23 protein-coding genes, 1 tRNA gene and 1 pseudogene are annotated in these 21,915 nt (G+C 32.5%); 19 read left to right on the top strand and 6 right to left on the bottom strand.

What is annotated here, in order from left to right; translation table 11 throughout:
* Positions 1-26: 26 nt before the first annotated feature.
* Together LNP04_RS18310 and LNP04_RS18315 are read left to right on the top strand one after the other, a co-directional pair.
* Positions 27-755 (top strand): sensor histidine kinase KdpD, encoded by a 729-nt coding sequence (locus tag LNP04_RS18310; RefSeq protein ID WP_229984316.1) that lies wholly within the window; start codon positions 27-29, stop codon positions 753-755.
* 3 nt (positions 756-758) lie between these two features.
* Positions 759-1,406 carry a response regulator transcription factor gene (locus LNP04_RS18315; RefSeq protein ID WP_229984317.1) on the top strand — a complete coding sequence of 216 codons (648 nt, stop codon included), beginning with the start codon at positions 759-761 and terminating at the stop codon, positions 1,404-1,406.
* Positions 1,407-1,863: 457 nt separating this feature from the next.
* On the opposite strand, the gene LNP04_RS18320 is transcribed toward LNP04_RS18315, so the two are convergent.
* On the bottom strand, positions 1,864-2,121 hold the full coding sequence (locus tag LNP04_RS18320; protein WP_229984318.1) for a hypothetical protein: 258 nt from the start codon (positions 2,119-2,121) through the stop codon (positions 1,864-1,866).
* A 221-nt stretch (positions 2,122-2,342) separates the two neighbouring features.
* On the opposite strand from LNP04_RS18320, the gene LNP04_RS18325 reads away from it, so the two are divergent.
* The 7 genes and pseudogenes from LNP04_RS18325 to LNP04_RS18355 all read left to right on the top strand — a co-directional run bounded on the left by LNP04_RS18325 (position 2,343) and on the right by LNP04_RS18355 (position 6,209).
* Complete coding sequence (locus LNP04_RS18325) at positions 2,343-2,474, top strand: recombinase family protein (protein WP_229984319.1); 132 nt, start codon at positions 2,343-2,345, stop codon at positions 2,472-2,474.
* Between the two features lie 183 nt (positions 2,475-2,657).
* On the top strand, positions 2,658-2,825 hold the full coding sequence (locus LNP04_RS18330; RefSeq protein WP_229984320.1) for a hypothetical protein: 168 nt from the start codon (positions 2,658-2,660) through the stop codon (positions 2,823-2,825).
* 365 nt (positions 2,826-3,190) lie between these two features.
* Positions 3,191-3,694: a hypothetical protein gene (locus LNP04_RS18335; protein WP_229984321.1), complete on the top strand. Its 504-nt coding sequence runs from the start codon at positions 3,191-3,193 to the stop codon at positions 3,692-3,694.
* A 103-nt stretch (positions 3,695-3,797) separates the two neighbouring features.
* Entirely contained in the window at positions 3,798-4,118 is a 321-nt protein-coding gene (locus LNP04_RS18340) for a DUF4134 domain-containing protein (protein ID WP_229986320.1), read from the top strand.
* Position 4,119: 1 nt separating this feature from the next.
* Positions 4,120-4,263: pseudogene (locus LNP04_RS18345) on the top strand (DUF4133 domain-containing protein); the annotation flags it as partial.
* A gap of 55 nt (positions 4,264-4,318) precedes the next feature.
* Entirely contained in the window at positions 4,319-4,540 is a 222-nt protein-coding gene (locus LNP04_RS18350) for a hypothetical protein (protein ID WP_229984322.1), read from the top strand.
* A gap of 94 nt (positions 4,541-4,634) precedes the next feature.
* The gene (locus tag LNP04_RS18355) at positions 4,635-6,209 is read left to right on the top strand and encodes a recombinase family protein (RefSeq protein ID WP_229984323.1); all 1,575 of its coding nucleotides are present in this window, start codon (positions 4,635-4,637) and stop codon (positions 6,207-6,209) included.
* On the opposite strand, the gene LNP04_RS18360 is transcribed toward LNP04_RS18355, so the two are convergent.
* A tRNA-Arg gene (locus LNP04_RS18360) sits at positions 6,175-6,248 on the bottom strand. The genes LNP04_RS18355 and LNP04_RS18360 overlap by 35 nt on opposite strands.
* A gap of 47 nt (positions 6,249-6,295) precedes the next feature.
* On the opposite strand from LNP04_RS18360, the gene LNP04_RS18365 reads away from it, so the two are divergent.
* Genes LNP04_RS18365 through LNP04_RS18375 form a run of 3 tightly spaced genes read left to right on the top strand, consistent with a single transcriptional unit; the run spans position 6,296 to position 10,074 of the window.
* A complete protein-coding gene (locus tag LNP04_RS18365) occupies positions 6,296-7,342 on the top strand; it encodes an ABC transporter substrate-binding protein (RefSeq protein WP_229984324.1) in 1,047 nt (348 codons plus the stop codon).
* Between the two features lie 40 nt (positions 7,343-7,382).
* Positions 7,383-8,027, top strand: a complete 645-nt coding sequence (gene mtgA / locus LNP04_RS18370; RefSeq protein ID WP_229984325.1) for a monofunctional biosynthetic peptidoglycan transglycosylase — start codon at positions 7,383-7,385, stop codon at positions 8,025-8,027.
* A gap of 13 nt (positions 8,028-8,040) precedes the next feature.
* Positions 8,041-10,074, top strand: coding sequence for a site-specific recombinase (locus LNP04_RS18375; RefSeq protein ID WP_229984326.1), 2,034 nt, complete (start codon positions 8,041-8,043; stop codon positions 10,072-10,074).
* Here LNP04_RS18375 and LNP04_RS18380 read toward each other — a convergent pair.
* Genes LNP04_RS18380 through LNP04_RS18395 form a run of 4 tightly spaced genes read right to left on the bottom strand, consistent with a single transcriptional unit; the run spans position 10,052 to position 12,830 of the window.
* The gene (locus tag LNP04_RS18380) at positions 10,052-10,348 is read right to left on the bottom strand and encodes a hypothetical protein (RefSeq protein WP_229984327.1); all 297 of its coding nucleotides are present in this window, start codon (positions 10,346-10,348) and stop codon (positions 10,052-10,054) included. The two genes, LNP04_RS18375 and LNP04_RS18380, sit on opposite strands and share 23 nt — an antisense overlap.
* Positions 10,335-10,934: a hypothetical protein gene (locus LNP04_RS18385; RefSeq protein ID WP_229984328.1), complete on the bottom strand. Its 600-nt coding sequence runs from the start codon at positions 10,932-10,934 to the stop codon at positions 10,335-10,337. The genes LNP04_RS18380 and LNP04_RS18385 overlap by 14 nt, the downstream gene beginning before the upstream one ends.
* 33 nt (positions 10,935-10,967) lie before the next feature.
* A complete protein-coding gene (gene recF, locus LNP04_RS18390) occupies positions 10,968-12,071 on the bottom strand; it encodes a DNA replication/repair protein RecF (RefSeq protein ID WP_229984329.1) in 1,104 nt (367 codons plus the stop codon).
* A 3-nt stretch (positions 12,072-12,074) separates the two neighbouring features.
* Positions 12,075-12,830: a hypothetical protein gene (locus LNP04_RS18395; RefSeq protein ID WP_229984330.1), complete on the bottom strand. Its 756-nt coding sequence runs from the start codon at positions 12,828-12,830 to the stop codon at positions 12,075-12,077.
* Positions 12,831-12,848: 18 nt separating this feature from the next.
* On the opposite strand from LNP04_RS18395, the gene LNP04_RS18400 reads away from it, so the two are divergent.
* The 7 genes from LNP04_RS18400 (at position 12,849) to LNP04_RS18430 (ending at position 21,829) form a co-directional block, all read left to right on the top strand.
* A complete protein-coding gene (locus LNP04_RS18400) occupies positions 12,849-18,779 on the top strand; it encodes an alpha-2-macroglobulin (RefSeq protein WP_229984331.1) in 5,931 nt (1,976 codons plus the stop codon).
* Positions 18,780-18,821: 42 nt separating this feature from the next.
* A complete protein-coding gene (gene eco, locus LNP04_RS18405; RefSeq protein ID WP_229984332.1) occupies positions 18,822-19,310 on the top strand; it encodes a serine protease inhibitor ecotin in 489 nt (162 codons plus the stop codon).
* Between the two features lie 164 nt (positions 19,311-19,474).
* Entirely contained in the window at positions 19,475-19,930 is a 456-nt protein-coding gene (locus tag LNP04_RS18410) for a DUF1569 domain-containing protein (RefSeq protein ID WP_229984333.1), read from the top strand.
* A 9-nt stretch (positions 19,931-19,939) separates the two neighbouring features.
* Positions 19,940-20,461, top strand: a complete 522-nt coding sequence (locus LNP04_RS18415; RefSeq protein ID WP_229984334.1) for a hypothetical protein — start codon at positions 19,940-19,942, stop codon at positions 20,459-20,461.
* A gap of 8 nt (positions 20,462-20,469) precedes the next feature.
* Positions 20,470-20,940 (top strand): hypothetical protein, encoded by a 471-nt coding sequence (locus tag LNP04_RS18420; protein ID WP_229984335.1) that lies wholly within the window; start codon positions 20,470-20,472, stop codon positions 20,938-20,940.
* A 2-nt stretch (positions 20,941-20,942) separates the two neighbouring features.
* On the top strand, positions 20,943-21,341 hold the full coding sequence (locus LNP04_RS18425; protein WP_229984336.1) for a hypothetical protein: 399 nt from the start codon (positions 20,943-20,945) through the stop codon (positions 21,339-21,341).
* Between the two features lie 116 nt (positions 21,342-21,457).
* The gene (locus LNP04_RS18430; protein ID WP_229984337.1) at positions 21,458-21,829 is read left to right on the top strand and encodes a VOC family protein; all 372 of its coding nucleotides are present in this window, start codon (positions 21,458-21,460) and stop codon (positions 21,827-21,829) included.
* The last annotated feature ends 86 nt before the right edge of the window (positions 21,830-21,915 follow it).

Below are 21,915 nucleotides of genomic sequence, written 5' to 3' on the forward strand. Positions count from 1 at the left end.
TACCTTTGCATATTGATAATAAATTTATGAATGACCAAATCAACGAACTGCAATTAAAAATAGAAAGACTTGAACAAGAAATCAATTTTAAGAACGGATTAATCTCGATATTGTCTCATGATTCAAAAGAAATATTCGGAAATTTTCTGTTTCTTATAGAAGCGGTGGAAGAAAAGACCATAAGTGAGGAAGATTTTTTTAAGTTATTGCCACAGGTAAAAAAAGATGCCCAGAAGAATCTGCAAACCGCTCAGGACAGCACTGCCTGGTTAAAAACGCAATACGGGAACTTTGAGGTTAAATCTGTAAAGATCATGGTACTTGATCTATTTCAACGTTTAGAAGAAAACTATGCTGTCAGATTAAAAAAGAAAAATATTAACTTTTATTTTAAAGGAGATACAAATTCATTTCTCCAAACCGACCGATTGTTGCTTGAATATGTTTTAGACAAAATTTTTAATAATGCAGTTAAATATTCTTTACCGGGGCAAAATATTTACCTCCAATTCTTTACAGACAATAGCGAGGATATAATTTCTGTGGTCGACTTCGGTACAGGAATTGGTGAAAAGTATTTAGAAGGAATATTTAGTTATGGCAATCCAGTGTTCAATGGTACTGCTGGTGAAACAGGAGCTGGGTTAAGTTTAAAAATTGTCAAAAATTTCGTATCCTTGCTGTACGGAAACATAAAAATCATTTCCTCTGAAAATAAAGGTACTACAGTTTCTATCTTTTTACCAAAAATTTAAAGAATGAACAATAAAAAAAAAGACGAGCGAATTATTGTAGCAGATGATCATGGGATCGTAAGAATGGGTTTAATACAAACCATCAAAAAACTCAGACCTGACGCTATAATTTCTGAAGTAGAAGATTTTAAATCGCTATATAAAGTAATTTTGAAAGAAGAACTGGACTTAGCAATCATGGACGTCAATATGCCCAATGGTTCTGTTCAGGAAGCGATAGATTACATCAAAATTCACAAACCTCAACTAAAAATTCTCATATTTTCTTCTCAAGATGAAGATTTGTACGCAGTGCGTTATCTAAAGATGGGAGCTGGTGGATATCTTAGCAAGCAAAGTTCTACTGCCGTAATTGAGACCGCTTTAAATGCGATACTTGCCACTGGCCGATATATTAGTGAAGACGTAAAAGAAGCGATTTTTTTAGAATCATTAAATGGCCCAACCAAAAAAACAACTCTTGAATCTCTCTCAGACCGCGAATTGCAAATTGCAAATAAGCTTGCAGAAGGTATTCCCCTCAAAGAACTTTCCAATCAATTGAATCTCCACTCATCGACGGTTAGCACTTACAAAAACAGACTGTTTGAGAAGCTGAATATACGATCTATACCTGAATTGGTAGAGATACTAAGGTTGTACAATCATTAAATATTTCTATTATTTCCTAAAAATTAAGGACTCAAATTTACTTTATCGGAACATAACCTCATATGACTAAACCTCAGATAGCTTTCCGGATAATGGAATTAAGAGGATTATATACTTTAGTGTACCCAACTATAAATATTTATTGATTTTTTCTTTCAATAAATTATTTCCTGCTAAAGGCAAACTATATCTTAGCCATACAGACTTATTCCATATATTCAATAAACTAAAAAATTAAACTGGTACACTAAAGTATATTGTTACCGTATTTTAATGTGGTGAATTTTTTCTGCCAGAAATCAGATACATCCTTTTTATACATTAAAGAGTGAAGGTTTCCTTTAGCAATTTCCATATTATACACTAACTTAAACTTGCTGTTAGGATTAATTTCAAAAGTTTCAGCGAAATTTTTGTAATACTCCTAAATTCCAAAAACTTCCGGTGTCCATTTTATTTACAGATGATTAACCTGAGTATATAGTTGACCATTAAGAATATTTTGAGAGGTATTTAAGCCAATATCCTCAATACCCTCCATTGTTATTGATTTTTCGGAAGTTTCTTTAAGTTCGTTAAGTATTAAAAAAGATGCATATAATATTTGATAGTAGATACCTCTAAAATTTACTGACCCTCCAATTCTTTTTTTTAGTAAGTTTTCTAATTCTTCGGCAAACTTATTTAAAGTAGGTACTTTTTGCGCAGTGTTCATAATGAATATTAGTTAGGGTTAATTTGAGATAGTATCTACACAAAAATAAATCAATTTTATATGAAATTTTTATGGAAATCTGTAATTGAAATCAAGTTGATTTGATTCTATAAATATATTTATTTGAGTCTGTATTTACAATTAAAATCAATGTCAGAATAAGGTAAACAGTTTCTTATTTTATATTATTAATTTGTAAATCAAATAAATACATCAATCATATGAAATCAGCTTACTTATATGTCCGTGTAAGTACGGATGAACAAAAAAGAAAAGGTTATTCCCTGCCAGAGCAGGAGGATAGGTTACTAAAATATTGTAAATACAATGATATTGAATTTGAAGGAATTTAAAGGGAAGATTATTCAGCTAAAAATTTTAATCGACTTGAGTGGAAAGAATTATTCTCCGAAGTTAAAAAGAAATCGATAGGAGACGAGAAGAACATATTATTCATCAAATAGGATCGATTCAGCCGTAATTTGGAGTATGCTTACGAAATGATTGGAAAACTTCGGAAGTATAAAACAACGGCAATGGCTATTGATCAACCGATAGATTTCTCTGTGCCGGAAAGTACAGTAATGCTGGCTGTATATTTAGTCGTTCCGGAAGCAGAAAATACTATAGGTGAATTCTCACTTTACAAGCAATTATTATTTTTCTTCATACTTAAAGGCTTCACTTCTACACTTTCCCAATAAAAAACAATAAAAGAATAAAACTTACTGATTATCAATACTATAAATTATCTTTCAGAACTCTGAAAAAAAAGCTGCTTTTTTGAGCAAGATGTGTCTTTGTACCCACAAATTTTGGCAAATTTTCGAGTACAAAGACGATCTTGCCTTTTCTGAGAAAAGGAGAAAAAACAGCGGAACTTGTTTTTTATTTTAGGTGAAATTTTAGTTAAGATTCCAAACTAATCCAATTTATTCTTTTTTAATCTTTATAGATTCTAGACTCATCCAGAGTATTCTTAATTAACCTGAGTTCGGTTTAATCAAACATTGAAGCTCACCCTTTGAAATAATATACCTAAGTATTAATCTCTATAACCTCAGTAAAAATGATAAAAATCTCGCTTTGCATCTTGGCTGTTTATCTGACGTATTACGCCGGAAATATCTTATACGATCTGTTTCTGAAAAAAGAAAAAGAAATCTATAAAGAAGAGACGGAGGAATTTTCATTGTCCGAAATTTCTGAACAGTACGAAGATCTTACTAAAAATGTAGGGATTGAAGATGTAGAAAATCTCAACACTCCCAAGTCCTTTAATAAAAATGCAATCCATTCTGATATCACTGAAGGAAATGAAGAACGACAAGATCTTGAGTATTTGAGGGAACTGTTTGAATCTGAACAAGATCTGGATGAACCGGGCATTGCACTAAAAAAAGATTCCACGGAAATCGAAAACCAATCACATCCTGGAAAAGCTGAAACAATCGAAGTTGATTTTGACCAGACGGAAAAAATATCAGCCGAAAAGGAAAATCAGAAACCTAACGAAGTGATTTGCGAAAACCCAATTACAGTTAGTAAACTTAAACAAAATCTAACGTACTGATTATTAGACTTAACAGCGGATTTTCATCCGTTGTCTGGGACTTCTATTCCCCAAATTTAGCACTCAATTGATTATTAACTCCTTATAAATTTTTTGAATTATGATGAAAATTTTTTTCACAAAAAACGTAACAGCAAAAAAAGTTCTAACCCTAGCCTTGGCAATTATGGCAATAACCCCCGCATTTGCGCAAGGAGGAGCAACAGCGATCTCGAATGCAGCAAGTGATATCACTGATTATTGGGATCCGGTCAAGCTGATCTTGAAAGCAGTAGGAGGATTGGTCGGTTTTATCGGAGGTCTCCGAGTGTATAATAAATGGACGAATGGTGACCAGGACGGCAACAAAGAAATCCTTGGTTATGGAGGAGCTATGATCTTCTTGATTGTAGTTCCGGAATTTGTAACAGCATTCTTTGCATAGGATGGGATTCTACCTTTATAAGGGGCTGAAAAAGCCCCTTGTATTCTTCGGACTCAAAGGGAAATACATCTTTTACGCAGTCGGTGTCATCGGAGGTGGAGTCATTTCAGCATTGGTACTCTTGAAGTTCGGTCTCTTAGGCTCAAAGCATTAATTGAAGAAATATAGATAGATATATCCATCATGTAAGCTTGTCTACAATGTCCGTACAAAAAAGAAAGAAACATTCTCATCAAGACAGTTCAAATAAGTTTGAACTTGAACCGATTATGAAATTTCAGGAAATCTCATTAGACCAAGCTTTAAGAATATTAAATGAGTCAAAAATTACTGTTTCTGAAGACGAGGCTTCTGAAATTTTAATTTTCTTACACACGATTGTAAAAATTACTTTGAAGGAGTTTCTTTCACCAACAGATTAATTTTTGTATTTTAGTTATTCCAATATTTAGAATCTAAAGCATCTTGAATTGCTTGATTGATTTTAATTTCCTTTTTCTACTAAACAAAAAAACTATGCAGATTGCCGATTTATATATCCGAGTTTCTACGGATGAACAAGCTGACAAAGGGTATTCGCAGCGTGATCAAGAAGAACGTATAAGAAAGCACTGTAGAACACTGAATATTACAATTGATAGAATAATCTACGAGGATCACTCAGCAAAAACTTTTGATAGGCCACAATGGCAAAAGTACTTGTTTAGTTTTAGGAGAGGCAAGGCTGGAAAAGAAAAAAGACTCGTTTTATTTACAAAGTGGGATAGGTTCAGTCGTAACACCAGCGAAGCTTATCAAATGATCTCAACACTAAATAAATTAAACATTTTACCTCAGGCTATAGAACAGCCTTTAGATTTAAGGGTTCCTGAGAATAAACTTTTATTAGCAATCTACCTTTCAACTCCAGAAGTGGAAAATGACCGAAGAGCTCTTAATGTGACTTATGGTATGCGAAGAGCAATCAAAGAAGGGCGAATGATGGGTACTGCTCCTTATGGCTATATCAACAAATGTACAGAAGATGGTCGAAAGTATGTAGCAATCAAAGAACCTGAAGCTTCCAATATCGTTTGGGCATTCAATCAGGTGGCAAAAGGTCATCTTCCGAGTGCTAAAGTTCGAGAACAAATGAATAAACGGGAAGGTCGAAAATTAACAAGAAATTCATTTTTAGATGCACTTCGAAATATTGTTTACTGTGGAAATGTAATCTTACGTGCTAATGATGATGAAGAAGAAAAAATCATTAAGGGTAAACACGAAGCTCTGATATCAGGAGAACTTTTTATGAAAGTTCAAAAAGTACTTCGAAGAAAGAGCAATAAAGACATATTTTTACCAGGAGGTAGAATTATTAATGAAGACCGCTATCCTCTCAGAGGTCTGCTATTATGCCCAAAATGTGGCAAAAATCTTACTGGAAGTAGTGCAAAGGGCAGATCAAAACATTATTACTATTATCACTGTACAACAGATTGCGGATTTCGTCATAATTCTGAAATTGTTAACAATCTTTTTGAAAACGAACTTACAAAATTCGAATTAGTACCCACCTTTGAAAAACTTCTTAAAACTATTTTAGTGAAAAACTTTTCTATTGTTACTAATGGTTTGAAAGATGAGAGAAAATCTATATCCGAAAAGGTCTCAAAGATTGAACAAAAAATTGCAAAAGCTAGAGATTTATATTTGGAAGATAGATTAGATGAAGACGATTTCAGAGAAGTTAAGAGGAAAAATAAGGTTGAACTTGACGAGCTTATATTCAAACTCAATGCACTTAAAGAAACCAAGAAAGATAACAACATAGAACATAAGCTGGAAGAGGCTTTGAAGGCTGTCACCAATATTTCAGAAAGATACAAAAATGCAGATTCATTACACAAAAGAGCTATAATTGGTTTGATATATCCTGAAAAGTTAACCTTCAACGGAGAATATTTTCAAACCACTAAAATCAATAGTTTTGCAGAGACTATTTTCTTGATTAAGAAGGAAATAGGAAAACAAAAAAACCGACAAAGAAGTGAAAAAACTTCAAATGTCGGTTTTGTGACCTCGACAGGATTCAAACCTGTAACCTTCTGAGCCGTAATCAGATGCGCTATTCAGTTGCGCCACGAGGCCTTGTTTAAAGGTTTGCAAATATAAGACTTTTTTAGTTTCTTTGAAAGATGAAACTAAAATTTTTGCTTTTTATTGCGTTTTTATCGGTAATCTCCTGTAAACAAGAGACAAAAATATCATCATCGAATGTTGTTTCTTTATCTTCAAAACTGAATTTTAGAGAAGATAAAGGCAATCTGCATTTAGAATCGGGAAAATTTAAATATGATTTTAGAAATAATCAGCTTCCTTTTAAAAAAGTCATTCTGCTAAATTCAAGTTTGCTAGGTTTTATTTCTGAGATTGGAGCGGAAAACACGGTGATTGGAGTCTCCAGTCCTGAATATATTTATTCTTCAAAAATTAATGATTTAGTTACTCAAGGGAAAATTCAAAACGTCGGAAACGAACAAAAGTATGATGTTGAAAAAATTATTTCTCTAAAGCCCGATGCAATTTTTACTAACTATATCGCAAGTTTCGACAATACCTATCAACTCTTAAAAAATAACGGAATTCAGGTTATATTCTTAGATGAATATATGGAACAGAAACCATTGGAGAAAACTGCTTACCTTAAACTTTTCGGAAAACTATTTGGAAAAAATGAATCAGCAGAAAAAAAATATTTAGAGATTGAGAAAAATTACAATGATTTAAAGAAATTGGCTTTAAGGTCAAAATCCCAACCGAAGGTTCTAGCCAACGAAATGTATGGTGATATTTGGTATTTGCCGGGCGGAAAAACCTTTACCGCAAATTACATTGCTGATGCTAACGCTGATTATATACTTAAAGAAAATGCCGAAGAAAAAGCCTTAACCATGAGCTTTGAAGAAGTGTATTCGAAATCAAAACAAACTCAATATTGGGTAAATGTCGGAAACCATATTTCAAAACAAGAGTTGTTGAATATCAATCCTTTTTACGGTAAACTAGAAGTTTTTAATAAGGGAAAAATTTATGGCGTTACTGCAAAAGAAAAGCAAAAAGCCAATGATTTTTTTGAAACCGGAGTGGTGCGCTCTGATCTTATTTTAAAGGATTATATAAAGATCTTTCACCCAGAGCTTTTGCCAGATTATCAGCTGACTTACATGAAAGAATTGCAATAGGTCTCAGGAATTTTATATTTTTGCAATAGTTTTTTAGCTTATGTGGAAGAAAATAAAGCAATTCATTTTTATCGTTCTTATTCTGAACGTTGTATTTATCATTTGGGGAAGATTTTTTAATCCACCCATCACGATTACACAAATCGGTGGTCTTTTCGAGTACGGAAAGCTGAACCGAGACTATATTTCTTATGACGAAATGGGAAGTAATGTGAAAAAAGCCGTTATCGCATCAGAAGATCAGAAGTTTTTTAATCATAATGGTTTCGATTATACAGCGATTGAAAAAGCGATGAAAAACAACGAAAAAGGTAAAAAAATTCGTGGCGGAAGCACCATTTCTCAGCAAACAGCAAAAAATGTTTTTCTTTGGCAGGGCAGAAGCTGGATCAGGAAAGGTCTGGAAGCGATGTATACTTTCATCATCGAAAAAGTGTGGTCTAAAGATATTATTCTGGAAAGATATCTGAATTCTATTGAAATGGGACAGGGGGTTTTTGGGGTAGAGGCGGCTTCGCAATATTACTTCGGGAAATCTTCAAAAGATCTTTCTGCATCAGATGCGGCCTGGATTGCAGCGGTTTTGCCCAACCCTAAAAAATATGATCCCAAAAATCCTTCAGCCTATCTGAGAAAGAAACACAATTGGATCATGAGACAAATGAGAAATGTAAGTTTGAAATAGTATCTTTGTACTAATGAAATTTCTCAGTACTAGTACAAAAAATTTTGAATCTGTTCTTAAAAAATATTTTTCTTTTAAGAATGAAACCCTTTCTCTGGAACCTCTTGCGGAGTTTTTGGAAAGTATAAAGAAAGCCGATTTTACCGACGTTCTGAATTGTTTTAAGGCAAATTCTAACTTGACTGAAAATTTCAGCCACTACATTCATAATATTTTTAAAGGCAGACCCTTCAATTTATCACTGACAGAAGCTAATATTTTATCTGAAAATGCCTTTTTTCCTGAACTTAAGAAACGAATTCTAAATAAAGTTTTGCCACCCGTAGAAAATGAAAAAACGGTTTGGTACATGGTCGACAATATCAGTTTCAGACCCAAAAAAGATCTCCAATATCTTCATAATCTTCCGGAAAATGAGATGGATGAGTTTTTAGAGATTTTAGGAATTTCAGATTTCATTCAAAAACCGAAAGTCAAAAGAGAACTTATTTTCTCGATGAATATTCTCTCATGGCGTGTTACCGGGATGGCTTTGGATGTTGAGGTCGTGAGAATGGCTCCCGAGTACAGAAATTTTGACAACCCTTTTTTAGCATTACAAAAAGAACTTGAAACGTTGGCTGAAGAGTTTAAAATCAATCCGGACATCCAACTAACTTCTAAAGACAGCAGATACAAACAGATTAAAATTTACACTGAGCAATGCCTTGATTTTGTCAATATCGCATTTAAAAATTCATCGAAGTATGGTATTTCAGGGAAAATTAATCAGGCACTTTTAAAAATTCGTCAACAGACCCAAAGAATTTATGAGATTGTACAATTGTTGGTGATTGATAATGACGCAGATGTTATTATTAGATCTAAACAATTGATGTTTAATATTTTGAGTTATAAATCTCATAAAAATAACATCTCTGAACTTTTCAACGACAGCACGAGAATGATTTCTCATCTCATTACAAATCATACTGCCGAAACGGGAAGTCATTACATCACCTCAAACCGCAAGCAGTACATGAAAATGTTTTACAAAGCGAGTGGTGGTGGGATCATCGTTGGGGCGTTGTGCGTTTTAAAAATGTTATACGGTTTCATGCCGGGAAGCGACTTTTTCCATGCATTTTTATACTCGTTAAATTATGCCATGGGATTTGTGATGATTTACCTTATGGGTTTTACATTGGCAACAAAACAGCCCGCAATGACCGCTGCAACGATGACTAAAGTTCTTTCTGAACAGGGAAATTCGAAAAGAAACAATACTGAATTTGCTGATTTGGTTTCCAAATTATTCAGAAGTCAGTTTATTGCTTTTGTCGGGAACGTTTTATTGGCTTTTCCGGTTGCGATGGCAATTATTTATGGGTTAGATGTGTTTTTCTCTCAAAATCTGGCGGTTGAAAAATCAGAAAAATTATTGAAAGATTTAGATCCATTTAATTCTAAAGCCATTCTCCATGCGAGTATTGCAGGTTTTTATCTTTTCATTTCAGGGATTATTTCAGGGAACATTGGGAATAATTCAATCTTTTTTCAAATTCCGGATAGAATTGCAAAAAATCAGTCGATTAAAAGAGTTTTTGGGGCAAAATTTGCCAAAAGCCTTTCAAAATATTACGCAAAAAACTGGGCAGGAATTGTTTCCAATTTCTGGTTTGGTGTATTTCTTGGAACTACAGCTCCTATTGGTTTGTTCTTCGGATTAGATCTCGATATTCGTCACATTACTTTTGCTGCAGGAAACTTTGCATTAGGCTTGTACGGAAAAGATTTTAACGTAGATTCTTACACTTTTTGGATTGCGTTACTTACGGTTTTCATCATTGGTTTCTTCAACTTTTTGGTGAGTTTCAGCTTGTCTATGTTTTTGGCGTTTAGATCACGAAAGCTGAATTTTGGTGAAGTGAGTGAAATTTATAAAGAAATTTTCAAATATTTTTTAAAAAATCCGTTGAAGTTTTTCATACCACTACGTTCTACTTTTGATCATAAAACGTCTAATATGATGCAAAATACAATTCCTACAAAATCTGAAGATCAGTAAATTTTTCTTCCCCAAATTTATCCTGAAACTTTTTTAGATAAAAGCTTTTTCGCATTTGAAAGTCATTCCTGAGGATAGGAGAATCAATCTTAATGAGAATTGTCTTATCTTCAATATTCACACTTTCAATTTCGTTAAAAAGACTTTCATCCAGATAATCTTCAAGAAAATCTTTGATTTCAAAAGCAACTAATTTATTTTCAAAACCATAAATTCTGGCAAAAGATTTTACCAGTTCTGAGGATTGGAATTCTCTTTTCTTATTTCGTTTCATTATTGAAGCCTTTATGTTTTGTTATTAATCCTTTAGAATTATAAAAGTTTTCTAATTTAAGATAAAAATTATCACACATTCCATTTATTTCTAATGATTTTTCTGAATTAAACTCCATTCTGTAACAATCAAAACATATTTCGAGAATTTCAAAGACTCTATCATTTTCGTCAAAAAATAGTATGGCATTTCTAGGAAAAAAACACTTATTAGCTTCGCGTCGGTCATTTAAGAATTTACCGCAAGTGTTATAGAGTAGTTTTGATAATTCAAAAGTTTCTTCTAAATTAAGTGTTTTGGTTTCCTTAATTCCGTCCAGATTTTCATTTCCTAAAATGTTTTCTAATTTAATGGGAAAAGTTTGTTCAGCAATTATTTTTTTTATCATTGAAGAATCACCACCCTTTCCTATAGGTGGTAAAGGGGTAGGGAATTCACTCACAAAATCAGTATTGTACGAGATAATTTTAACTTTAGTTGTTTTATTAAAAGGATAACTATTCATAATCTCGTTCATCGAAAATTTCTTCTGTCCAAAAGAAATTAGCGAAAAAGTAAGTAAAAAAAGGGTAAATATTTTTTTCATAATTCTGTGAAAATCTGTGTCATCTGTGGGAAATTAAATTTCAAAAATGATACTTTCCTCGTTAATCTTCTTCACCACACTTTCCGTACGTTCTCTATGCGTATCTGTAATAAAAATCTGTCCGAAACTTTCCTGATTCACTAGTTTTATCAACTGAGCAACACGAGTGTCATCTAATTTATCAAAAATATCATCCAATAAAAGAATCGGCGTTTTTCCGGTTAGCTCTTTTACCAGACTCATTTGAGCGAGTTTTAAAGAAATTAAAAACGATTTTTGTTGTCCCTGCGAACCAATTTTTTTAATGAGAACAGCGTCCATTTCAAAAAGCAAATCATCTTTGTGGATTCCTTTTGAAGTGTAAGTAAGCATTCTGTCACGTTCTAAACTTTCTGTTAAAAGGTCACGGAATTTTTTGTCAGGCTGAGAAGCGTCGAAGCCTTCCATTAAATGAGATTCATAAATTACGGATACGGTTTCTTTTCCACCGGAAATGATTTGATAAAAATTCTGAACGATAGGATTGAGTTTAGCAACAAATTCTCTTCTTTTTTCAAATATTTTGGTGCCGGATTTTGTAATCGGGTCATCATAAATTTCCAATGAATCTCTGTCCCAAGTTCTGTTTTTTGCAAAATATTTCAGCAAAGCATTTCGCTGCTGAATCGTTTTTTGATACTGAATCAAATCAAAAAGATATCCCGAATCTGTCTGAGAAATCATAGAATCCAGAAACTTTCTACGACTTTCCCCCGAATCAGAAATTAAATTTGAATCATAAGGAGAGATCATCACACTAGGTAAATAACCGATGTGATCTGCCATTCGATCATAGCTTTTGTCATTTTTTTTAATGACTTTCTTTGCTTCTTTGGGCTGGGAGATTTTAATACTGTCCTCGCTGTCCTCATTTTGAATTTCAGCATTAATAGTGAAGAAATCTTCGTCTTTTTTGATATTGTTGGTATCGGTATTCCCCAGGAAGCTTTTTCCTACAGAAAGGTAGTGCAGAGCATCGAGAATATTGGTTTTTCCGGCACCGTTATTTCCCACAAAACAGTTGATTTGGGGCGAAAACTCAAACTTTTTTTCTGAATGATTTTTGAAATTGTATAAAGAAAGCTTCTTAATAATCATTTGTCAAAAATACTTCATTATTAGTGAAAATAAAAAAGGTAATGCCGAACAAGTTTCAATCCCAAAAGAAAAATATACATCTTGTCTTTTGTTTTCCGAAAAATAAATGAAGATGAAGGTAAAGATTAAGGTTAAGAAAAAGCTAACAGAAAATTCAGTTTTTAAATAAAAAATAGATAAAATACATGCTATAAACACCAATGAATAAGCAAGATATTTTGTGTTTTGTACTCCAATTAATTTTGGGAAAGTCTGTACAGTATCACTTTTCATATCACGAATGTCGAAAGGTAAAACCAATGCTGTGATAAAGAAAAAACTTATTAAAAAAATGGGTAAGTCAAATTCGGGTAATGTTAACCAGCAATTCATTAATGCCCAAACTAAACCCACATAAAAAACTTTCAGAAAAGGAATTCTCCGGATATAAGTTTCAAGAAAAAAACTGTTGTAAAGTAAACCTAAAACCACAATGATGAACCATTTTAATAACCGTATTTCATTATGATTGAAAATAATTAAAGCTGCTGAAATGAGTCCGGCAAAGAAATTCAGAATCAATATTCTGTAGAAATATTTTGTTTTTTGATATTTTGTATACAGATAACCGCTGAAATACGTTATGAAGATGAGAAAAACCGTCGGAAAACGGAATGTGTTTTGCTCAAGCATGAAAAAAACCGCAAAAAGAGTTCCCATTAAGGATACGTAAAGTTGGCTGTCTATGACAGATTTTTTCAGTACTTTTAAGAAATTCATTTATCAAAAATAACACTTATGCTAAGATTTTCCAAGATTTTGTTCCTCATCCTATTTCTATCCAATTTTTCAGGGGTTTTTGCTCAGAAATATTACGATACACAATGGGGGAAAATACAAGAAAATTCAAAAAAAGGAACGTACAAATCGAATCTTCCGATTGTTTTAGAAATTCAAAAACAAGCTATGAAAGAAAATAATGCACTTCAATTGATTCGTTCTCTGAGAGCAGAATTCAGTCTGGTGAATCAGACAACCGATGATGAAAAGAATGATTCTGAATCTAAATTTTTTATAAAACTTCAATCTGTAGAAAAACAATTGAAAGGTGATGATCAATTGGTTTATAAAGTTTTGCTTTCCGGTTTTTTGATGGATTATTATAACAATCATTCGTGGGAAATTGATGGAAGAACAAATATAAATTCTCAAGATGTTGCGCAAATTGAAACTTGGAGCAAACTTGATTTTAAAAATTATTTGAATAAAAATTTCAAAGAATTAGACCAGCAGAATCAGGCAATGAAGAAAGTTGCTTTGGTAAAATATAAAGACGTTTTTTCTAACTCAGAAAATATCAGTTATTTCCCAAGTTTGCTGGATTGGTATTCGCTGAAAAAAGTAAGTTTTCTGTCTGATAACGGTTTATTTACAAAAAACGAATTAGCGGAAAACAGAAATTCTATCAATACAATTTTTGATGAATTAATTGTTCAAAATAGCGGAAATTCAAAACTGTATTTTATGCATCAGAAATTATCTGAAAACTGTAATTTCAATTCATGCAAAGACAAATTGGAGCAACTTCAAAGTTTAATGAAATCAAATGTTGAAGGGGATTACAAGGTTTTGGTTGCAGAAGAAATAATAGATGAATTGGTTCTAAAAAATAAAGAAAAAGAAGCCATACAGTTTGCCAATTCTATAAAAAGTCAATATCCAAAATCTCCTTTTATTGATAATATTAAAAACAAGGAAAATCAGATTGTAAATCCTTTTTTAAGTATTAAATATGAAGAGCAGACTCAGCCAAATTTACCCATTCATTTGGTTGCAGAATTTAAAAATGTGACCGAATTTTCTGTGAATATTTATGAAGTGAAAGATAATTGGTTGTCGTTTATGCAATATTCAAAGAATTCTTATAACAATACTTTTTCGAAAGTGAAGAAGATTTTGGTGAGAAAAGAAGTTTTTCAATTAAATGATCCGAAAGATTATCAGTTTCATAAAACTTCATTAGAAATAAAGCCGCTTCCTTCTGGAATTTATGTTGCAGAATACCAAGTTCCCGGCGTAAAAAGTGATGAAAATGACGGTCAGAATTTTTATTTTTTAGTCTCAAATCATAAGATTATTTATCATAATAAAAGTGAAAAAAATCTGCTTTTAAATGAATTAAAATTAGTCAGTTCCGAAAACGGAAAACCTGTTTTTAATGAAAATCTTTCATTTTATGAATTTCTTCAGAATGAAACTTTAAATAAAGTTGAAGGAAAAACAGATGATAAAGGTATTTTTAAACTTCCTGCAACTGAAAATAAAGAATATTACCGAACGATTTTAGTGCAACAGCCGAAAACTAATGATTTCCAAATCTTGCAAATGTATGGCTACAACAATCGGGAAGAGTACAATCCGAATAAACAAACCAGAACCAAAGCTCAAATTTTCACAGACAGAGCAATTTACAGACCCGGACAAACGGTTTATTTTAAGGTGATCAATACAAAAATTGATAAAGAAATTGAGGGCGTTGCTTCGGGTTTAAAACAAAAAATTACTTTAAAAGATGCCAACAATCAGGAAGTTTCTGTTCAGAATTTTACGACCAATGAGTTTGGTTCTTATCACGGAAGTTTTATTTTACCAAAAGGAAAATTGAACGGAAATTTCACTCTTTCAACAGATGGTGGAACGGATGGTTATAAAAATTTTAATGTTGAAGAATACAAACGTCCGAAATTTGAAGTGACTTTTGAGCCTGTAAAAGATGAATATAAGTATGGAGAAATCATTGAGATAAAAGGTAAAGCAATGATGTTTTCGGGTGTCGCTCTAAGCAATACCAATGTAAATTATGAAATCAGAAAACAGAATATTCGCTGGAGATATTTTCCATGGTATCCGAATAATTACGAAAATGAAAACTCTATTCTTGGTGAAGCAAAAACCAATGAAAAAGGTGAATTCACTATCAAATTAGACCTGAAAAAAGATGACAAATTAGAGGGAATTCAGATTGATAATTATCAAATCAATGCTTCGGTTACCGATATTAATGGTGAAACACAGACTGCCAATACAGATTTAAAAGTAGCGTCGGTTTCTCATTACATCAAAACGGATAATCTCAATAATATTTTTGCGGGTGAAAATGTAAAATTGAAAGTTGAAACTAAAAATTACAACGAACAAAACCTTAAAAAATCATATCAGGTGAAATTATCAAAACTGGAAGCTCCGCAAAGAATTTTCAGAGATAATTTTAAAGATGAAGTTCAAAATTTACCGAAACTTTCAAAAGAAGAATTTATCAGCAAATTTCCACATGATTTATACGATAAAAATGATCAGTTAGAAAACTGGAAAGTATCATCTGTCATTCTCAATGGTGAAAAACGAAACACAGAATCTTTAGATCTTGGAAAGCTTGATTCGGGAGACTACAAACTGGAATTATACAATATTGAAGGTAAAGACACGATAAAATCGGTACAAAATTTTAAAGTTTGGGATAAAAAATTATTACAAAATGGTCAGAAAACTTTTCTTTCAGTTTTAGGTCCGAAAGATGATGTTTTGAGAGGTGAAAAAGCTAAAATGTATGCTTATTCATCAGTTCCGAATGCTATGGTGAATGTTTTTGTGCAGAACGGTTTAGGAAAAACAATTTCTGAAACTCATCAGTTTAAAAATGGAGTTTTAGAATATGAACTTGAAGTTCCGAGAGATAAAAATATAAATAGTTTGAATATTCAGTTTCAGTTGGTTGCATTTAATGATGTTCAGACTGAAACAGTTAGTTTAAAAATCAAAAACACAGAAGAAACTTTAAAAATTGAAACCATTACTTTCAGAGATAAAATTGAACCAAATTCGAAAGAAAAATGGTCAATTAAAGTTTTAGGAAATGAAAAAGAGAAAGTTAATGCAGAGGTTTTAGCGAATATGTATGATATGTCTTTGGATAAGTTTGCGGTGAATACTTTTGGTTGGGAAAAACTTTATATGCCGTATTCAATTATTAGCTCTTATGATATCAGAGAATATTTATCTCAGAAAAATTATCAGAGAAGAATGCAATATTTTAATGGAAAATATGTAGATGTTCCACAATTTAATTGGTTTGATCGCTTTAGTTTTCTAAATTCTTTGCAAGGTGAAGCTGCAGGACTTTCAGTGAATGATAGTGTTGCTCCAGCTCCAGCGATTGCGCATGAAAATAGAGTTGAAGAAGTTGTAGTTTTAGGGTATAACAAAACACAAACAAGAGCCAAAGATGCAACTGCATCTGAAACGACGGTTTATTCTGATGTAGAAGAACGTGATAAAGATGGAAATTTAATTAAAATTAATGGTCAATCAGTAAGAAATAGATTAGATGAAGTCCCAGTCCGTCAAAATCTCAACGAAACCGCATTTTTCTATCCCGATTTAAAAACAGATTCCGAAGGAAACGTCAACTTCGAATTTACCTCTCCCGAAGCTTTGACAAAATGGAAATTAATGTTCTTGGCTCATACAAAAGATGCAAGAGCAGCGACATTGGAAAAAGAAGTGGTGACCCAAAAAGAATTTTCAGTTACACCAAATTATCCAAGATTTTTGAGAGAAGGTGACGAACTGAATTTACAGTCAAAACTTTCTAATTTGACAAGCAAAAAGTTAAACGGTTCTGCGCAACTGCAAATTCTAGATGCTTTCACAAACGAAGATATTTCTGAGAAATTTGGTTTGAGTTCGTTGACTGCAGTTTCCGGTTATAATAAAGAACAATCTTTTTCATTAGATGAAAACGGAAACTCAGCATTGACTTGGAAGATAAAAGTTCCGAACAATGTTTCATCAATCATTTTAAAAGTGGTTGCGAAAGCTGGTCAATATTCAGATGGTGAACAAAAAGCAATTGCAATTTTGCCAAACAGAATGTTGGTAACAGATGCACTTCCGATTTTTGTGAAAGAAGGTGAAACAAAAACTTTTGAACTGGAAAATCTTAAAAATGCCACTTCGACAACGATTTCTAACGTTTCAAATACTTTGGAATTAACGACGAATCCGATATGGGAAATCATGTTTGCGCTTCCAAGTCTGAAAAATGATCAGAATAATTCTGCGGATGTGATTTTTAATAAATGGTTTGCTGATGTTTTGGCTTCGGAAATTTTTAAAGCAAATCCGAAGATTAAAACAATCTTCGAACAATATCAGGATGCAGGAATACTAAATTCAAATCTTGAAAAAAATCAGGAACTGAAACAATTATTATTGGATGAAACTCCGTGGATTTTAGAAAGTAGGAATGAAGTTGAACAAATGACGAAATTCGCTTTATTATTTGATGCAAATACGATGAAGAATTCAATCAATCAGGATTGGAATGATTTCAAAAAATTGCAAAATCCGGATGGTGGTTTCTCTTGGTATCAAGGTTATCCGAGTTCTTATGGAACGTCGCTCTATATTCTTAAAAACTTAGGAAAAATAAATGTTTGGTTAAAAGACAATGTGAAAGATTATCAGTCTTCAGAACAAAAAGAATTGGTGGCGAAGTTGGTTCAATATGTAGATAATGAGATCAATAAATATTCGGATGTTAAAGAAAAAAACATTTGGACAAATTGGACGCTTGATTATCTTGATACCCGAAATTATTGGGAAAAACAATATCCGTTAAAAGGAAATGGTGCAACTTTGAAATCTTTGGTAAAACAAAAAGCAAAGACGGCAAAAATTACAGATTTTACTTTTTTTGGCTTGCACAGAGCTGCTTTATTGATGAATGATTATAGTTTGAAAGATGTTTCAGATAAGTTATTGAACTATTTAAAAGAAACTTCTGTAGACTCCAAAACTCAAGGTGTTTATTGGAAACAGAATCTTGATGATTGGGGCTGGTTTAGTTCAAAAGTGGTGAATCATGCAGGAGCTTTGGAGGCTTTCAATAAATTAAAACCAAACGATCAGAAATTCATTGAAGACATGAAAATCTGGTTGATTACACAGAAGGAAGTTAATTCTTGGGGAAGCTCAAGAGGAACTTCGGAAGTGATCTTTACGATTTTAAATGCAGGAAAATCATGGATTTCTGCAGAAAGCGATAAAGCAACCATCGTTTGGGGTGGAAAAGAATTGAAACCGGAAACTCAAGCAACAGGTTATGTGAAATCTACAGTCAAAACGGATAATTTAGATAAAAACTTAGCAACAGTTACCGTTACAAAACCTGGCGCAGGAATTGTTCAAGGTGGATTATTCTGGCAATATTATGAGAATTTAGATAAAATAAAATCTTCTGAGAATTATATTTCGGTTACTAAAGAATTATACAAAAAAATAAAAACGGTAAATGGGGAAGAATTACAGAAAATTTCTTCTGAAACTCCTTTAAAAGTAGGGGATAAAGTTACCGTGAGAATGATTTTAAACACAGATCGTGCAATGGAATTTATTCACATTAAAGATATGCGAGCTGCAGGATTCGAGCCCTTAGATGTACTTTCTGGTTATCAATGGAAGAATAATTTAGGATATTACCAGTCGACAAAAGATGCGTCTACTAATTTCTATATTCAGTATATGCCGAAAGGGAAATATGTTTTTGAATATGATTATGTTGCGAATGCAGCCGGGAAATTCTCAAACGGAATTACTACCATACAAAACTATTATGCACCGCAGATGAATGCCCATACGAAAGGGACAAACGTGGAAATTGTGGAATAGTTTTTGACTGTAAGGAATTGATAATTTTTAAATACATTAATTATGAAATTTTTAAAAGCTATATCTGCCGTTTTAATGATGTTTTTTATCGGAAATATTTCAGCTCAAAAGAAAACAGAAAAATTTGAAAAACTTCAGATTGATATGTTCCCAAAAGCTAAAGAAGGATTTAAGCAGGTTTATATTCAATTGCCGGTTGCAAAAAATGAAAGCGATTTGAAAGTAGAATTTTTTGTAGGGGTTGAAAAATTACTAGATTGTAACAAACATTTTTTAATGGGAAAAGTTACTACCCAAGATTTACAAGGTTGGGGTTATAACTATTACGAAGTGGAATCCAACGGTGAAACGGGCGGAACTTTAATGGGGTGTCCGGATCAGAAAAAGACGAAGAAATTTGTTTCTCTGCAACCGGAAATTGTGAGATACAACAGCAAATTGCCTTTGGTTTTTTATGTTCCAAAAGATTTGGAAGTCCGTTACAGAATCTTGCGTCCCGATGCTGCAATGAAAAAAGCAGTTCAGAAATAGATCTAAATTACCTTAAAATAATCAGCTCCTCACAGATTTTTGTGGGGAGTTTTTGTTGCAATTTGATAAAATAATCATTTAATAATTCACAATAGACGGCCAAAAACAATTTTCAAAATCATCCGAAATAATATTATATTTGTTTATATACAATTTGATAAACTATGGAAAACGTATTTGATGCGAAAGACGCTCAGAATTATATCAATAGAATAAATAATTTAGTGGAAGATACACACGGTTTGTGGGGCAGAATGACGGTTGACCAGATGCTGGCGCATTGTTGCATCACTTACGAAATGGTGTATGAACCGGAAAAGCATAAAAAACCGGGAACTATCGCAAAATTTATCTTAAAGACATTTGTGAAGTCTAAAGTGGTTGGCGATAAAGCTTACCCTAGAGATTCTCCGACGGCACCGCAGTTTGTGATCACAGGAAGAAGAAATTTCGATGATGAGAAAAAAAGATTAATTGGTTTTATCCAAAAAACACAACAATTGGGAGCGTCGGCTTTTCATGAGAAAGAATCTTTTTCTTTTGGTAAACTAACTTCTGATGAGTGGAACAATATGTTTGCAAAACATTTGAATCACCATTTATCTCAGTTTGGAGTTTAGTATTTTAACATGAAAACAATTTTATTTTTACTGTTTCCATTTTTTACTTTCTATGCTCAGTCTAATGATTTTCCCTTAAAAAATGAAGATTTCAGCAGAGTAATTCTTAATGAAAAATTGGGTTTTGAAGGTGAAATGAATGCCGGGAAAATAGATGTCAAATTTTTATCAGTGGTAAAAGATTCCAAAAAACCGGAAAATTATCTGGTAAAAGGAGTATACACATTGAATGGAAAAACTTTGACGTGTTCAGGGAAACTCACTTTTAATTATGTATTTAATGTAAAAGATTCATCTGATCTCATGTTAGTTTTCGGTGATTTTCAATTAAACGGAACTCAGCCCGGTATTGATGATGGGGTTTTTAAAGGTAAGTTTAGAATTCAGACAACAAAAAAAATGAATAGCGTCAATAAATCTTCCAATACAACCTTTAAAGGAGTGTTTGAAAACTTTGAAAGTGGAAAAAAAGCCGATTTTTGGTTTGCTAATTTTTATCATACCGACATCTCCAAAGTGATATTTAAATAAAAACTACAATGAAAAAACTTTTACTTATTCTCGTTCTCGCATCCAATTTTGTTTTTGCTCAAATGCCGAATATTTCAAATGTTTGGCTGAATCAGTCAAAGCCCTACACCGGAACAATTGGCAATGAAAATGAAACCATTAAACTTAAAATAGAAATTTCTGAACAGAATAAAAAAAATGATCAGGAATATTTTGTTTCAGGATATTCTGTGGTTGACAATAATACTTCGAAATATGAAGGTAAATTAACCATCACCAAATACAAAGACGGTAAGAAAAGAGGAGTGGTTTTTGGTGATTATGAATTGGTTGAGGAAAATAAAGGAAAACATTCCGGGGTGTTCACAGGGAAGTTTGTGTATACATTTCAATGGAACAAAAAAACGGAGAAAATAGAAAATCCCAACATCGAATTTACCGGAAACTGGAAAAGCTATGACGGAACTTTAGATTTTAAAACCAATTTAAAAAACAAATAATCATGTTAAGAACTATTTTAGGAGTTATTGCGGGAATTATTGCCGGTTCTGTTTGTGTTTGGGGAGTAGAAACGCTCAATCATATTTTGCATCCTTATCCTGCCGGGATGAAGGCTAATGATATGGAAGCTTTCAAATCATATATTGAAAATTTACCGTTCTTAGGAAAGTTTATGGTCATTGTGGGATATGCTTTGGGAGCTTTGGTTTCGGGTTTTATTTCTACAAAAATTGCAAAAAACGGAAAACCTACAGCAGCAATTATTTGCGGAGTTATTTTCCTTTCTTTTACAATTTACAATATGGTTGTTTTGCCAACTCCAATCTGGTTTTGGGTTTTAGGAATCTTGGTTTGGGGATTGGTTTTAGTGGGATATAGATTGGCTTTAAGCAAAAAGTAGGTTTAAAAAACGCTAAGCCTTAGCTGAATGAAATGCCTTTGCGAACAAAAAATAAACAAAAAGCATTAGAAAACCTTTGCGCTCATAGCGTTATAAAATAACATCAAAATTAAAATATGAAATTAGGAGCATTCTCCATCAGCTTAAGCGTAAAAGATTTAGCAAAGTCTAAAGATTTTTACGAAAAACTAGGCTTCACCCAAATGGGCGGAAGTATGGAAAGCAATTATTTGATCATGAAAAACGGAAGTACATTGATTGGACTTTTCCAGGCAATGTTTGACGGAAATATGCTGACCTTCAATCCGGGTTGGGACGAGAACGCTCAAAATCTTGAGGCCTTTGATGATGTAAGAGAAATTCAGAGACATCTGAAAGAACATCAGATTGCATTAGAAAAAGAAGCCGACGAAACAACTTCCGGTCCCGAACATATTTTCCTGAAAGATCCTGACGGAAATATGATTTTGATAGACCAACATAGATAGTTAAAATGGGTAATGATTAATAAGTAATGGAATAAATATTTTCACTATCAACTATCAGTTATCAACCAAAAACAATAAACACAAAA

The sequence above is a fragment of the Chryseobacterium sp. C-71 genome, assembly GCF_020911865.1.
In the GTDB taxonomy this organism is placed as follows: Bacteria; Bacteroidota; Bacteroidia; order Flavobacteriales; family Weeksellaceae; genus Chryseobacterium.

Excerpts from the sequence above, each read along its gene's own strand:
- LNP04_RS18310 (WP_229984316.1), top strand. The coding sequence starts at position 27 with ATGAATGACCAAATCAACGAACTGCAATTAAAAATAGAAAGACTTGAA.
- LNP04_RS18315 (WP_229984317.1), top strand. The coding sequence starts at position 759 with ATGAACAATAAAAAAAAAGACGAGCGAATTATTGTAGCAGATGATCAT.
- LNP04_RS18320 (WP_229984318.1), bottom strand. The coding sequence starts at position 2,121 with ATGAACACTGCGCAAAAAGTACCTACTTTAAATAAGTTTGCCGAAGAA.
- LNP04_RS18325 (WP_229984319.1), top strand. The coding sequence starts at position 2,343 with ATGAAATCAGCTTACTTATATGTCCGTGTAAGTACGGATGAACAAAAA.
- LNP04_RS18330 (WP_229984320.1), top strand. The coding sequence starts at position 2,658 with ATGGCTATTGATCAACCGATAGATTTCTCTGTGCCGGAAAGTACAGTA.
- LNP04_RS18335 (WP_229984321.1), top strand. The coding sequence starts at position 3,191 with ATGATAAAAATCTCGCTTTGCATCTTGGCTGTTTATCTGACGTATTAC.
- LNP04_RS18340 (WP_229986320.1), top strand. The coding sequence starts at position 3,798 with ATGAAAATTTTTTTCACAAAAAACGTAACAGCAAAAAAAGTTCTAACC.
- LNP04_RS18350 (WP_229984322.1), top strand. The coding sequence starts at position 4,319 with ATGTCCGTACAAAAAAGAAAGAAACATTCTCATCAAGACAGTTCAAAT.
- LNP04_RS18355 (WP_229984323.1), top strand. The coding sequence starts at position 4,635 with ATGCAGATTGCCGATTTATATATCCGAGTTTCTACGGATGAACAAGCT.
- LNP04_RS18365 (WP_229984324.1), top strand. The coding sequence starts at position 6,296 with ATGAAACTAAAATTTTTGCTTTTTATTGCGTTTTTATCGGTAATCTCC.
- mtgA (WP_229984325.1), top strand. The coding sequence starts at position 7,383 with ATGTGGAAGAAAATAAAGCAATTCATTTTTATCGTTCTTATTCTGAAC.
- LNP04_RS18375 (WP_229984326.1), top strand. The coding sequence starts at position 8,041 with ATGAAATTTCTCAGTACTAGTACAAAAAATTTTGAATCTGTTCTTAAA.
- LNP04_RS18380 (WP_229984327.1), bottom strand. The coding sequence starts at position 10,348 with ATGAAACGAAATAAGAAAAGAGAATTCCAATCCTCAGAACTGGTAAAA.
- LNP04_RS18385 (WP_229984328.1), bottom strand. The coding sequence starts at position 10,934 with ATGAAAAAAATATTTACCCTTTTTTTACTTACTTTTTCGCTAATTTCT.
- recF (WP_229984329.1), bottom strand. The coding sequence starts at position 12,071 with ATGATTATTAAGAAGCTTTCTTTATACAATTTCAAAAATCATTCAGAA.
- LNP04_RS18395 (WP_229984330.1), bottom strand. The coding sequence starts at position 12,830 with ATGAATTTCTTAAAAGTACTGAAAAAATCTGTCATAGACAGCCAACTT.
- LNP04_RS18400 (WP_229984331.1), top strand. The coding sequence starts at position 12,849 with ATGCTAAGATTTTCCAAGATTTTGTTCCTCATCCTATTTCTATCCAAT.
- eco (WP_229984332.1), top strand. The coding sequence starts at position 18,822 with ATGAAATTTTTAAAAGCTATATCTGCCGTTTTAATGATGTTTTTTATC.
- LNP04_RS18410 (WP_229984333.1), top strand. The coding sequence starts at position 19,475 with ATGGAAAACGTATTTGATGCGAAAGACGCTCAGAATTATATCAATAGA.
- LNP04_RS18415 (WP_229984334.1), top strand. The coding sequence starts at position 19,940 with ATGAAAACAATTTTATTTTTACTGTTTCCATTTTTTACTTTCTATGCT.
- LNP04_RS18420 (WP_229984335.1), top strand. The coding sequence starts at position 20,470 with ATGAAAAAACTTTTACTTATTCTCGTTCTCGCATCCAATTTTGTTTTT.
- LNP04_RS18425 (WP_229984336.1), top strand. The coding sequence starts at position 20,943 with ATGTTAAGAACTATTTTAGGAGTTATTGCGGGAATTATTGCCGGTTCT.
- LNP04_RS18430 (WP_229984337.1), top strand. The coding sequence starts at position 21,458 with ATGAAATTAGGAGCATTCTCCATCAGCTTAAGCGTAAAAGATTTAGCA.